Annotated in this window: 12 protein-coding genes; 8 read left to right on the top strand and 4 right to left on the bottom strand. The window is 44.7% G+C overall.

The window, feature by feature from the left end; all coding sequences use genetic code 11:
* Window positions 1-46: 46 nt before the first annotated feature.
* Entirely contained in the window at window positions 47-742 is a 696-nt protein-coding gene (locus FEM33_RS05695; protein WP_139011129.1) for a phosphatase PAP2 family protein, read from the bottom strand.
* The gene (gene kdsA, locus FEM33_RS05700) at window positions 739-1,551 is read right to left on the bottom strand and encodes a 3-deoxy-8-phosphooctulonate synthase (RefSeq protein ID WP_139011130.1); all 813 of its coding nucleotides are present in this window, start codon (window positions 1,549-1,551) and stop codon (window positions 739-741) included. Before kdsA ends, FEM33_RS05695 begins: the two co-directional genes overlap by 4 nt.
* 229 nt (window positions 1,552-1,780) lie before the next feature.
* Here kdsA and FEM33_RS05705 point away from each other — a divergent pair, with 229 nt between their 5' ends.
* The 5 genes from FEM33_RS05705 (at window position 1,781) to FEM33_RS05725 (ending at window position 6,451) form a co-directional block, all read left to right on the top strand.
* A complete protein-coding gene (locus FEM33_RS05705; RefSeq protein ID WP_138283793.1) occupies window positions 1,781-2,017 on the top strand; it encodes an acyl carrier protein in 237 nt (78 codons plus the stop codon).
* Window positions 2,018-2,059: 42 nt separating this feature from the next.
* Entirely contained in the window at window positions 2,060-3,313 is a 1,254-nt protein-coding gene (gene fabF / locus FEM33_RS05710; protein WP_139011131.1) for a beta-ketoacyl-ACP synthase II, read from the top strand.
* A 14-nt stretch (window positions 3,314-3,327) separates the two neighbouring features.
* Window positions 3,328-4,074 carry a ribonuclease III gene (rnc, locus tag FEM33_RS05715; RefSeq protein WP_139011132.1) on the top strand — a complete coding sequence of 249 codons (747 nt, stop codon included), beginning with the start codon at window positions 3,328-3,330 and terminating at the stop codon, window positions 4,072-4,074.
* Window positions 4,075-4,277: 203 nt separating this feature from the next.
* Window positions 4,278-4,709: an Hsp20/alpha crystallin family protein gene (locus FEM33_RS05720; RefSeq protein WP_139011133.1), complete on the top strand. Its 432-nt coding sequence runs from the start codon at window positions 4,278-4,280 to the stop codon at window positions 4,707-4,709.
* A gap of 215 nt (window positions 4,710-4,924) precedes the next feature.
* Window positions 4,925-6,451, top strand: coding sequence for a Do family serine endopeptidase (locus tag FEM33_RS05725; RefSeq protein WP_139011134.1), 1,527 nt, complete (start codon window positions 4,925-4,927; stop codon window positions 6,449-6,451).
* A 79-nt stretch (window positions 6,452-6,530) separates the two neighbouring features.
* Here the strand turns inward: FEM33_RS05725 and FEM33_RS05730 are convergent, their stop codons facing one another.
* A complete protein-coding gene (locus FEM33_RS05730; protein WP_139011135.1) occupies window positions 6,531-8,054 on the bottom strand; it encodes a pseudouridine synthase in 1,524 nt (507 codons plus the stop codon).
* 301 nt (window positions 8,055-8,355) lie between these two features.
* On the opposite strand from FEM33_RS05730, the gene FEM33_RS05735 reads away from it, so the two are divergent.
* From FEM33_RS05735 to FEM33_RS05745, 3 genes are all read left to right on the top strand, one after another.
* Window positions 8,356-10,305, top strand: a complete 1,950-nt coding sequence (locus FEM33_RS05735) for an acetoacetate--CoA ligase (RefSeq protein WP_139011136.1) — start codon at window positions 8,356-8,358, stop codon at window positions 10,303-10,305.
* Between the two features lie 111 nt (window positions 10,306-10,416).
* Window positions 10,417-12,120 (top strand): S41 family peptidase, encoded by a 1,704-nt coding sequence (locus FEM33_RS05740; protein WP_139011137.1) that lies wholly within the window; start codon window positions 10,417-10,419, stop codon window positions 12,118-12,120.
* 46 nt (window positions 12,121-12,166) lie between these two features.
* Window positions 12,167-12,925 (top strand): SDR family NAD(P)-dependent oxidoreductase, encoded by a 759-nt coding sequence (locus tag FEM33_RS05745; RefSeq protein WP_139011138.1) that lies wholly within the window; start codon window positions 12,167-12,169, stop codon window positions 12,923-12,925.
* Between the two features lie 70 nt (window positions 12,926-12,995).
* Here the strand turns inward: FEM33_RS05745 and FEM33_RS05750 are convergent, their stop codons facing one another.
* On the bottom strand, window positions 12,996-13,673 hold the full coding sequence (locus tag FEM33_RS05750) for a peptidoglycan DD-metalloendopeptidase family protein (RefSeq protein WP_139011139.1): 678 nt from the start codon (window positions 13,671-13,673) through the stop codon (window positions 12,996-12,998).
* Between the last annotated feature and the right edge of the window lie 19 nt (window positions 13,674-13,692).

The following is a 13,692-nucleotide window of genomic DNA, read 5'->3' on the forward strand; positions in this document are numbered from 1 at the left end:
TGGATTGTTTTATGCAAATAAATCCATCGTCAGTGACAACCCTCTGTCAGTTGCTTTTCATTTCGGCAGGCTTTTTGTGCTTTATTTTTCTGACCGTTTTCTGAAGCCACGGGTAACTGATGTACAGCACCTTTGTTGCGCCGATTCCGATGCCGGCTCCCATCAAAACATCAGCAAGCCAGTGTCGGTTATTCAGAATCCGCATGGACCCGACTGCCGTAGCCGTACCGTAACCGCCAATGCTGTACAAAACGCTCCGCTGGCCGTATTCTTCATGCAAAACAGTAGCATTGGTAAAAGCCGAAGTGGTATGCCCTGAAGGAAAAGAATAATAATCCTGCCGGTCCGGACGCGGATAGCGGACAATTAGTTTAAGGCTTTGCGTAACGCCTTGAGAAATAACATTGGATAAAATGGCCAGTATAACCTGATCACCGAGCGAATGTTTTCCCTTGACGCCCGCCGAGGCAAGTCCGAGGCTTACTGCGGCCGGTGCATACAAAAGATAATCATCCAGACTGGAATGAAAAGCAGGGTATCTTGAAATCGTTTTTTCCTGTAAATGGCGGCTGATTTTTCCCTGAGTTGCCAATCCCGCAAGCGCAAGCGTAACTGGCGGAATGACATCTGCCGGCTTGACGACCCAAAGCGTTGAATCGCGTTGGGCACTGGCCTGCGGAGAAGCTATACCGAAGCAGAGAACAACACAGAACAGGTGTGTTTTAAAAAAACGTAAAATCATATAATTGCTTCGCGGACACGTACTAGTCTTTCCAGAAGTCCTTCAAGCTGATCCAGCGGAAGCATATTGGCTCCGTCGGATTTAGCTTCGGCAGGGTTGAAGTGCGTTTCAATAAAAAGACCGTCGGCGCCTACGGCAATGGCTGCTTTTGCTATGGTTTCGATCAGTTTCGGTTTTCCGCCGGTTACGCCGGAGCTCTGGTTGGGCTGCTGTAAGGAATGCGTGCAATCCATGACAACAGGAACACCAAAGCTGCTCATTTCCGGTAAGTTGCGGTAATCCACAATCAGGTCGCCGTAGCCAAAACTGTTTCCTCTGTCTGTAAGGATAACCGGGCATTCCGGATTGATTTCATTGATTTTTTCAACAGCGAATTTCATGGAAGCGCCGGAAAGAAACTGTCCTTTTTTTACATTGACTGCTTTTCCCGTTCTGGCAGCGGCGGCGAGCAATTCCGTCTGACGGCATAAAAAAGCCGGTATCTGCAGTACATCCACGTATTCTGCCGCCATGGCCGCTTCATGTGATTCATGAATGTCCGTGACGGTTGGAATGCCAAAAGTATCGCTTACTTCTTTCAGGATTTTAAGTGCTTTTTCGTCTCCGATCCCGGTAAAAGAATCGATTTTGGTACGGTTGGCTTTACGGTAAGAGCCTTTGAAAATGTATGGTATGCGTAACCGTTCGGTAATTGTAACGATGTGTTCAGCAATGCGCAATGCCATATCCCTGCCTTCGATCGCGCAGGGTCCTGCAAGCAGAAAAAACATTGGAGAATCTGCATTTTTTATATTCGCTATGGAAATCATACAATATTTATTTCACAGTTAAAAAAGTTTTGCGAATGTACATTTATCCATAAAGTTCTCCTTACAATTGCCAGATTTCTTGGGACGTATAATCTTTAAACATTTGATTTTCTGCTTTTTTAATCTTGCAGGCACTGAATGCAATAAATTATATGAACTAAAAAAATTTTGAAAAATTGAACTGAAATATCTTTCTTTGTTGCGATTTTAACCAAAAAGTGATTAGAAAATGTCAGCAATTTCAGAAAGAGTTAAGCAAATTATAGTCGAAAAACTCGGCGTTGAAGAGTCGGAAGTAACACCAGAAGCAAACTTCCAGAACGACTTGGGAGCGGACTCTCTAGATACCGTTGAATTAATTATGGAGTTCGAAAAAGAATTCAACCTTTCTATCCCTGACGATCAGGCGGAGAACATCGGTACAGTTGGCCAGGCTGTTGCATATCTGGAAGAAAACGTGAAGTAATTCGGTTTCACCAGTATCATTTTCTATTTCTGTCCCTATTTTATGAGTTTGAAGCGAGTTGTAATTACAGGAATGGGTGCATTAACGCCCATCGGAAATGATGTTTCTACCTTTTGGAAAAATTTGGTTGCAGGTGTAAGCGGAGCAGCACCTATCACGCGTTTCGATGCTGAAAAGTTTCGTACACGCTTTGCCTGCGAAGTAAAAGGTCTGGATATCAACAATTACATTCCTCGACAAGAAGCACGTAAAATGGATCCGTTTGCCCAGTACGCCGTCATTGCAGCAGATGAAGCAATGAAGGACGCCGGCTTTGGCGCAGATACGCTTGATCTCGACAAAGCCGGTGTAATTTGGGGTGCTGGTATCGGCGGTCTGAAAACCTTTGAAGATGAAGTCATGGGCTTCGCTGAAAACGGAAAAACGCCCCGATTCAATCCATTCTTTATTCCAAAAATGATTGTGGACAGCGCGTCTGGAATCCTTTCCATACGCTATGGCTTCCGCGGTCCTAATTTCATTACCGTATCTGCCTGCGCATCTGCAACCAATGCCTTGATTGATGCATACAATTATATCAAGCTGGGCATGATGAACGTATGTATTTCAGGCGGCTCCGAAGCGGCCATAACCAACGCCGGTGTCGGAGGTTTCAATGCACTGAAAGCATTATCCGAAAGAAACGATTCTCCCGAAACTGCTTCCCGGCCTTATGACAAGGACCGTGACGGATTTGTGTTGGGAGAAGGCGGTGCAGCCATTATTCTGGAAGAACTTGACCATGCAAAAGCACGCGGGGCCAAGATTTATGCAGAAATGATCGGCGTGGGCATGTCTTCCGATGCTTATCATATTACGGCGCCGCATCCGGACGGCCTGGGTGCACAGATCGTGATGAAAAACGCAGTTGAAAATGCAGGTTTGAATCCCGAAGATATTGATTACATCAATACGCACGGAACCTCAACACCGATCGGAGATCCTCAGGAAATCAAGGCCATTGAAAAATACTTCGGGGAACATGCCTATAAAATGAACATCAGTTCCACGAAATCAATGACCGGTCATTTACTGGGTGGAGCCGGGGCCATTGAAGCTGCGGCCTGCATCATGGCAATCAAAGATCAGATCATTCCTCCGACGATCAATCATTTTACGGACGATCCGGACATCAATCCTGCATTGAACCTTACATTCAACGAGGCACAAAAACGAACGGTCAATATTGCCCTAAGTAATACTTTTGGTTTTGGCGGTCATAATGCATCGGTCATTTTCAAAAAGTATGAAGACTGAGTAAACTTTTATACGTGGCAAAGCGAATCCTTTTACCGATACTTTCTCTCTTCCGGACCGGAACTGCTGAGGATAAGAAATTCAAGGAATCGATTGCACATGTAATTGGCGACCGGCCTTCCAATCTTGGCGTTTATCAGCTCGCATTCCGCCATACTTCCGCATCCAGAGAAACAGCAATAAAAGGTTTCCGCGAGTCCAACGAAAGACTGGAATACCTTGGCGATGCCGTTCTCGGAATGGTTGTAGCAGAATTTCTTTTTACCAAATACCCTTACAAGGACGAAGGCTTTCTTACCGAGATCCGTTCCCGGATTGTAAACCGCGAGTCGCTCAACCAGATTTCCCGCAAACTCGGACTGGATCACCTTATTGAGTATGACGGCAACCGGCGCGGCATGTCACCCCGTTCTTCTATGTACGGCGATGCTCTGGAAGCTTTTGTAGGAGCCATTTATCTGGACAAGGGTTTTCGTTTTACCAGAACCTTCATCATCAGCAAACTTATTACCCATTACGATCTGGATAACATTATCCAGAACAATGCCAACTTCAAAAGCCTGATCATTGAATGGGCGCAGCGTGAAGGAAAGGAAATCCGCTTTGAAATCCTTGAAGAGCGCGGAACGCGGCATCACCGTGAATTCATCTCACAAATTCTTGTCAATGACGAGCCATTTGCTACGGGCAACGGATTTACCAAGAAAAAAGCAGAACAATCCGCTTCTGAACAAGCCTGTGCGCTTCTTGATTTGAAATAAGGTAGCTACTTGCCTTTCATTTTGACCTGTATTTTTGCTTCAAATCGGCCATGTTGTCATTATGAATTGGATTTATTTCCATTATTAAGACATTGTGTCATATATTTTCTGTTTTTTCAGGCGAGGAATAAAAGTTGATAATATCAGTATATACCGCAAGGGAATTATAAAACTGAAACTTAAAAACTTAAAATCTTATAAAAATGAACACGCTTGTTAAAACCCATTTTGCCAATCCTTCTTACCTGAACGGAATTTTCAGAAAAGACCTTTTCAATGAATTTGCTGCTCCTGCTTTTTCAGGAAGCGTTCCGGCTGTAAATGTTATAGAAAGTAAAGAAGGTTTTCGCATAGAAGTAGCTGCACCCGGTCTGCAGAAATCTGATTTCAAACTGAACCTGGAAAAAAACCAGCTGACAATCTCTGCTCAGAAAGAAAATAAAGAGGAAGAAAGCAATGAAAAATACACACGCAGGGAATTCAATTATGTTTCTTTCCAGCGCACTTTCACATTGCCGAATTCGGTTGACGGTGACAGAATTGAAGCAAACTACTCTGAAGGCATCCTGAGCATTGCATTGCCGAAACGCGAGGAAGCCAAAGAAAAGCCAGCCCGTGCAATCGAGATTGCCTAACTAGCCGATAAATTGCAAAGGCGTTATTTTTATAAATAACGCCTTTGTTATGAACCAAGTTAATAATAAATTGTTTGCTAGATCTGGCAGGGTTTTTTAATGAATTATTTAAAGGAATGTCACTGTTAAATAATGTTAAATGAGCCGGATACGGGAATAATTTGTTATTTGCTTTGCGTTATTTATTTACAAAAATAAAACCCCAACATATGTCTATGAAAACAAATTGGAAAGGTTTAGTGTTGGTTGGGTTGATTTCTAGCGCATCAACTCTTGCTGGCTTTAAACTATTAGGTACAGATAGTGACAGAGATGTAATTATTAAGGAAGCTGCTGCGGAATCCATCAACCGCTTTACTTCTACCGGAATTCCGGTGGGGACACCAGGCGATTTTGTTTATGCAGCAGAAGCAACGACTCCGACAGTAGTTCACATAAAATCGACAATCACACGTCAGGCTTCACGTCAGCAGATTCCTGATATTTTCAGGGACTTTTTCGGTGATGAATTTGAAGGCGGTTCGCGTGGCCCGCAATCGGCCGAAGCCTCAGGTTCCGGTGTGATTATTTCTCAGGACGGATATATCGTAACCAATAACCACGTTGTGGAAGGTGCTCAGGAACTGGAGGTAACGCTTCATAATAAAAGCAAATTCAGAGCCAAAGTAATTGGTACCGACCCTTCGACGGATATTGCAGTTATTAAAGTGGAAGCAAAAGACCTGCCGGCTGTAACGCTTGGCAATTCTGATGCGGTAAAAGTAGGAGAGTGGGTTGTTGCAGTTGGTAACCCGTTTAATCTTGAGTCTACTGTAACAGCTGGTATTGTAAGTGCAAAAGGCCGCGGATTGGGAATTATTGGCCAGTCGAGCCGTCGCAATGGTGTAAAACCTGCTGCTGCTACTGCCGGTGATTCTCCACTTGAATCTTTTATCCAGACAGATGCCGTTGTCAACCCCGGGAACAGCGGCGGTGCCTTGGTGAACCTGAAAGGAGAACTGATCGGTATCAATACAGCGATTGCAAGTCCGACCGGAAGTTTTGCAGGTTATGCATTTGCAGTTCCGTCCAGCATTGTTAAAAAAGTTTCAACGGATCTGATCAAATTCGGTAATGTTCAGCGCGGTTATCTTGGCATTGCCCTTGACGACCTCGACAGCAGAAAAGCTGAAGAATATGGCGTAAAAGTAAATGACGGTGTTTACGTTCGTGAATTTACTGAAAACAGTGCTGCAAAAGCAGGCGGTGTAAATAAAGGTGACGTAATCGTGAAAGTAGACGGAGTAAATATCCATTCCATTCCTGAACTTCAGCAGTCTATCGGTTTGCACAAGCCTGGCGATAAAGTAAACCTGACCGTAAACCGCAATGGCAGCGAAAAAGAGCTGACTGTAACTTTACGTAACAGAACCGGCGGTTCGGATATTATCAAACGGGATGAAACGGCTGCTATCATGAATGCACTCGGCGCACAGTTTGGTGATTTGAGCGATCAGGAAAAACAACGTCTTTCCCGTTACAAACTCGAAGGCGGCGTAAAAGTGCTTTCAATTGAAGGAGGTAAATTTGCACGGTCACAAGTAGAAGAAGGCTTTATCATTACCAAAGTAAATGGCAAGGCTGTTCGTACAGTGAAAGAATTCCAGAGCGCAATTGCCGGAAAAGAAGAGTCGATGGTGCAGTTTGAAGGGTTGTATCCGGATGCTCCGTATGACATTTACTCTTTCGGTTTCAGATTGTAAAATAGCAGTATAAAAGAGAAAGGCTGCCTTGAAAATCAAGGCAGCCTTTCTCTTTTGTATGCAATTGGTCAAACTTTGATCAGAGCATGAATTTGAGTTTAATAACTTCTTTCTCAGTTAGAAAACGCCATTTGCCACGCGGCAAATCTTTCTTGTTCAATCCTGCAAAAACCGTTCTGTCCAGTTTCTGAACTTCATATCCAAGATGCTCAAACATACGGCGCACAATGCGGTTTCTGCCACTGTGGATTTCAAGGCCCACAACCATTGCATCCGGCGTAACAATTCCCACTTCGTCAGGACGGATGAATCCGTCTTCCAGTTCAAGTCCGTGCTGTAAAAGCTCAAAATCTTCATTCGTAATCGGCTTATCCAGTTCCGCCTGATATATTTTTTTGATACCTCCCGACGGGTGTGTCAGTTTTTCAGCCAGTTCACCGTCATTTGTCAGAAGCAGCAATCCTGTTGTATTCCGGTCCAGACGTCCAACCGGATAAACACGTTCGGAACATGCACCCTGAATCAGGTCCAGAACCGTCTTGCGTTCTTCCGGATCGTCTGTTGTCGTGATATAATCTTTTGGTTTATTGATCAGGATATAAACCATTTTTTCAGGATTAAGCGACTTTTTACCGTATTTAACTACATCAGTAAGCTTTACCTTATAGCCCATTTCTGTAATTGTTTTACCGTTTACAGAAATCTGGCCCGAAGAAATAAGATCATCGGCTTCCCGGCGCGAGCAAATGCCTGCATTGGCTATATACCGGTTAAGGCGGATTTCTGTATCTTCTTCTTTTTCCTTACGTTTTTGTGCCGATTTTTTTTCGTATTCCGAAAGGTTATATCGCGGCGCACTTTCATAACGTCCGACTCTTCTGTCTAGGCCGCTGCGGTCTTCTTCGGCAGATGAGCTTTCATCCGATCTTCTGCGCGGACTTTCACGATCGGAACGGTTAGAATCTCCTTTTTTTTTAAAATCTGGATTTTCCTGTCTGCCTCTGGATGAATGGCTTTCAGATGATCTGGATTCGCGCGGTTCGTTGCGGTCCGGTCTTTCAAAACGGCTTCTTTCCTGTCTTTCGCTGGAAGGCCTTTCTCTTTGTGCGTAATTTTCTCTTGGTCTGAAAGATTCCTGATCCCGGCTTGGCCTTTCGTTGCCTCTTCTTTCAAAACGGGGTTTGTCAGCATTTCCGGTCGCACGGTCTCTTGGTTCAAATGCACGGTCTCTCGGCGTGAACTCGCGTCGGTCATTTTCGCCTCGGGAATCGTCTTCACGCCTGAAAGGTCTTGGTTTGCCGGAGCCGAATTTGTCCGATCCTGACTTTGTAAAAACAGGTTTGTCAAAACGCGGGCGCTCTGAACGGCTTTTTTCGTGATCGAAAGTCGGTCTTGCTTTTTGTCCTTCGTTTTCCGGCTTGGAAGCGGCCACTCTGAAGCTTGATTTTTTAATGCTGGGCTTGCTGAAACGGCTTTCTACTTGCGGACGTGATTTTGTAAATGAACGGCCGGTGCCGTCGTTGCTTTTACGGAAGGTTTTTTGCCCGCCGTTCGAAGGTCGCGATGTGTTTGCTTCCTTCGGGTTGTTTGTTCTTTTTCTCATTAGGAATGCAGTATCACTACTGGATTTTTTTTCCTCTTTAACAAATTACCTTGTAACTGAAAGTGATTTTAATTAGCCTTAAAATTGTAATTGCCACTAAAATCAGCTAACCAACGTATCTGATGATCAGAGTACTAAGTGTTTTAAAATTTTAGGATACAAAGATACGCTAATTTCCTGACTAAATTTTTTTGTTTTGGGCTATGTCAAAAGTAATAACGGAACGTTTATAAGTACAATTAAATCAAAGCTGCCAACAAAGCTTTGATTCTATGATAACCTTCAACAAAAAGAAAAAAATATGTCAGTGGAAGTCAAGGAGCAGCCGCTATGGAAGCCCGGGAGAAATTTACTGGAACAATCCAATCTTAAACGGTTTATGGATTGGCTCTTTGTTAAAAAAGGTCTTTATTTCCGTTCTTATCACGATTTGTGGGACTGGTCGGTAACAGATCTGGAAGATTTCTGGGAAAGTCTCTGGCATTATTTCAACATCAAATCACACGATCTTTATCTGGAAGTCCTTCAGAGACCGCAGTCCGGCATGATCGGTACCAAATGGTTTACAAGATCCAAGCTGAATTATGCCGAGCATATTTTCAGGAATAAAACAAAGGACCGTCCTGCCATTATTTTTCAGTCGGAACAATCCGCACTGAAGGAAATTTCCTGGGATACGCTGGAATCCGAAGTGGCGGCAGTGGCAGCCTGGCTGAAACAGCGCGGCGTTAAACCCGGTGACCGCGTTGCAGCAATAGTTCCTAACATTCCGCAGTCCGTTATAGCATTTCTTGCGGCCAATTCCATCGGCGCCGTCTGGTCGTCCTGCTCTCCGGATTTTGGCAAAGCGGCGATTATGGATCGTTTTTTACAAATTGAACCCAAAGTACTTTTCATTGCAGACGGTTACTCCTATAATGGAAAAACATACGATATTACGTCGTTTGCACAGGATCTGTCATTTTCACTGCCTTCTGTCAGGGATACGGTCTTAATCAGCAATATCGATTCGGAAACGAGGCCGGAGCGTTTTACTTCCTGGGAAGATATTCTGCACCTTCAGAACTTCGGAATTGACTTTGAGCCCGTTCCTTTTGACCATCCGATCTGGATATTGTATTCGTCCGGAACAACCGCACAGCCAAAAGCCATTACGCACAGCGTAGGCGGCTGCCTGCTCGAACATTTCAAGGCATTGATCCTGCATCAGAATGTAAAGCCGGGCGACCGTTATTTCTGGTATTCCACAACCGGATGGATGATGTGGAATTACGCACTGGGTTCCTTGTTATGCGGTGCAACACTGGTTTTATACGACGGCGCGCCTGCATACCCATCTTCGCAAGTTTTGTGGACGCTGGCTGAAAAGGCAAAAATCACGCATTTCGGAAGCGGTGCAAGTTATTTCATCAATTCCATGAAATCGGGTGTAAGCATCGCATCCGAACGGCTCAACAAGCTGGAAACAATCGGTTCTACGGGTTCTCCCTTGCCGGCGGAAGTTTATGAATGGATTTACAAACAGGTAAAAAAGGATGTCTGGCTCATTTCACTGAGCGGTGGAACGGACGTCTGCAGCGCATTCGTAGGCGGCTGTCCTATTCTGCCGGTTTATGCCGGAGAAATCCAGTGCCGTATGCTGGGCTGCCGGGTAGAAGCTTATGACGCAAACGGAAAACCGGTACAAGATGAACTTGGAGAGATGGTCATTACGCGTCCGATGCCGTCCATGCCCGTATATTTCTGGAACGATGAAGACGATGAAAGATATTACAGCAGCTATTTTGAAATGTACCCGAATGTATGGCGGCACGGCGACTGGATCAAAATAACTTCCCGGCAATCAGTGATTATTCATGGCCGGTCGGATGCTACTTTAAACCGCGGCGGCGTACGGATCGGAACGGCCGAAATTTACCGCGCCGTAGAAAGCATCGCGGATGTAAAAGACAGTCTGGCCGTATACCTTGAAAAAGAAAGCGGCGGCGGGACCATATCGCTGTTTGTGGTTCTGGGCAAGGACAAAATACTTACGGAAAAACTGAAACAGCAGATTAACGAAGTCTTAAGAAGCCAGTACAGTCCGCGGCATGTTCCCGACACAATTGAGCAGGTAAGCGAAATTCCTTACACAATGAACGGCAAAAAGATTGAAGCGCCGATGAAGCGGATTTTAATGGGCGAAGATCCCTTGAAATGCATCAATATGGATACCGTCCGTAATCCCGAATCTCTGAAGGCTTTTGTTTGATGATATGCATTGATATTCATTTGCTTTAGGCAACCAAAATCGTTTACTTCACGTTAATGAATAGGCTTCCGAAAGCAGTTGTGACACTCACTCCTTTTAAATTCTATTAGAATGAATCCAGAAAAATCCCAGACCCCGATTCGCAATTCACGTTCAGTTGTCCGGCTGCCCATCATTATCGGTATCACGCTCGCTGCAGGCGTGCTTTTGGGCAGTACTTTTTTCAGCGGCGGACGCAAGCTTTCCGATGTTGCCAAAGGATATGCAAAATACCGCGAGGTTCTGATGCTCGTCGAAAATAACTATGTGGACTCTGTCAATACAGACGAACTTGTCGATTTCTCCATTTCAAAAATGCTGGAAAAGCTGGATCCGCATACTGCGTACTTCAATGCAGAAGAGGCAACTGCCGCAAGGTCGCAACTGGAATCCGGCTTTGACGGAATCGGTGTTGAGTTCAATATTTACAACGATACGGTATATGTAGTGACACCGCTGAGCGGCGGGCCTTCCGAAGCAGCCGGAATACAAAGCGGTGACCGCATCCTTTCTGTAAATAAGGAAAATCTTTCCGGGCCGGGCGTTACCAATGCGCAGGTTTATAAACTTTTACGGGGCAAAAAAGGAACAAAAGTTGATCTGGCCATTGAAAGGGTAGGATTGAACGAGAAAATGAATTTTGCCGTAGTTCGTGACCGCATTCCTACTTATTCTGTGGATGCATCTTATATGGTTGATAATGAAATTGGCTATATCAAAGTCAGTAGGTTTTCGGAAACAACTTTTGATGAATTCAAATCTGCTTTGAAAACGCTTAAAGCAAATGGTTTGAAAAACCTGATTCTTGACTTGCGCGGCAATCCCGGCGGCTATATGGAACGTGCAACGAGCATGGCCGATGAATTTATTTCCGGTGACAAACTGCTGGTTTATACTGAAGGAAAAGACAGTCGGTTTGACAGAAAAACGCGCTCGCATGTGGACGGACTTTTTGAACAGGGCCCGCTGATCGTGCTTGTGGACGAAGGAAGTGCATCGGCATCCGAAATTCTGGCGGGCGCTCTGCAGGATCATGACAGGGCTTTGGTCGTAGGAAGAAGGTCTTACGGAAAAGGACTGGTGCAAATGCCGATCAAACTGACAGACGGCTCCGAACTGCGGTTAACAATTTCCCGTTATTACACGCCGAGCGGACGCAGTATCCAGAAGCCGTACGAACTCGGGAAAGGGGAAGATTACAGCCAGGACCTTTCGCACCGTTATGAAAGCGGTGAGCTTTTTAACGTAGACAGCATTAAATTTGACAAAAGCAAGGTCTATAAAACAGACGGCGGCAGGATTGTTTATGGCGGAGGCGGTATTACGCCGGATGTTTTTGTTCCGAAAGATACATTGATGAACAGCAAGTACCTTTTTGAACTTTATTCTAAAAACATCATCCGGGAATATGCACTGCGATACGCCAATGCAAATCAGAAAAAGCTGGAAAAAGAATCGTTCAATGAATTTCTGCAGAATTTCCAGATCACGGACGAAATGCTGTCCGATATGGTTAAAGATGCTTCAAAAGCCGGCATCAAGCCTAATGAAAAGGAGCTGAATCTTTCCAGACCGGTTATTGCTTCTCAAACCAAAGCCATTATTGGCCGTTATGTTTGGGGAAGAAAGCAAAAGAACGGATTGAACAATGAAGTTTTTCAGGTTCTGAACCCGACGGACAATGTTTATCAGCAGGCTGTTCATTTATTCAGTCAGGCGGCGCAACTGGAAAAAGGCCAGTTCAGCAGTCTGAACATTCCGAAGAACAAGAAGTAAAACCATTTTGCTTCTTGCCCGATTACAAACGAATTGAATTTCAGTAATGTCCCGAATTGCATTAATTACCGGAGCTACTTCCGGAATAGGAAAGGCAACAGCAGAAGTATTTGCCAGATCAGGAATCAATCTTGTTCTTTGCGGCCGCCGTCAGGAAAAGCTGGATGAAGTTTCCAGAACCGTGTCTTCACAGGTCCGGGTAACCACGCTTGTATTCGATGTCCGTGACAAAGGTGCGGTGCTGGCCATGATCGGATCTTTGTCCGACGAATGGAAAAATATAGATATTCTGATCAATAATGCGGGCAACGCACATGGACTTGGCTCGCTCGATGAAGGCGATACGGAAGACTGGGACGCGATGATTGACGGTAACGTAAAAGGATTATTGTATGTTTCCAAAGCCGTTATTCCATTAATGCTCGAACGTGCAAAAGGCCATATTGTGAATATCAGTTCCATTGCCGGAAAGCAAACCTATGCAAACGGAACGGTTTATTGTGCTTCAAAGGCTGCCGTTGAAGCGGTAAGTGAAGGAATGCGGCTGGAACTGACGCAGCACGGAATCAAAGTTACAAACGTAGCGCCCGGCGCAGTGGAAACTGAGTTTTCGCTTGTAAGGTTTAAAGGAGACGAAAGCCGTGCCGAAAAAGTGTATCAGGGTTTTGATCCTTTGCAGGCTTCCGATATTGCCGATGCCATTCTTTATGCCGTAAATGCGCCGGCGCGGGTAACCATTGCCGATCTTACAATTCTGGCCGCTGCCCAGTCTGCTGCTACGGTGATTTATAAAAAGCAGGTCTGAATTATTCCTAAAAATCATTTTGGTTTGCTGCTGTCTTGTAAATATTTGTAAAACAGCAGCAAACCATTTTTTATTTATTTTCCGGAATCCTCAGAATCAGGTTCGGATCAGGGCAAATGGATAAATAATACGGCTGATCCGGAAGGCTGCTCACACCGGGGAAATCTCCTGAATAGTTTTTCATATCTTCTATAATCTGAAAATGAAGATGCGGCGGCCAGTCTCCGTTTTCCGGGTATGTTCCGACGGAAGCAAATCTTTCGCCCGATGCAATGCTTTTTCCTTCATACAATCCATCAAGAGATTGTAATGACAAATGTCCGTACAAAGTATAAAAGGTAATTTCCTGCAATTCATGGCATAAAATAATGGTCGGGCCATAATCGCCGTACTGATTATTGAATGCAAAACTGTGAACCTTTGCGTTCAGCGGAGCATAAACCGGTTCTTCTGCATCCGTCCATATATCCGTTCCAAGATGAATGCTGCGCGGATTTTGTTCACTTGTGAAATGCCGCATATTCCGGTAAATAACCCGGTTTTCCGCATACCCGCCAATGCCGGTAAATTCATTGCAGGAAAGAAGTCTGTTTGATACATACTCCGAAAATACAGCTGTTTCAGACAAGTCAAGACGCAGCAATTCTTCATTATTTTTGGAAAAATCCAGCTTTCTGTACGGTTTCTGACTTCGGATAACGGCGTCAAATTCCGGATGTTTCTGAAGAAGATCAGTTAATTTCAGCATAACAATTTTGGTCAGAAAA

The organism is Dyadobacter flavalbus, assembly GCF_006149045.1.
GTDB classification, from domain to species: domain Bacteria; phylum Bacteroidota; class Bacteroidia; order Cytophagales; family Spirosomataceae; genus Dyadobacter; species Dyadobacter flavalbus.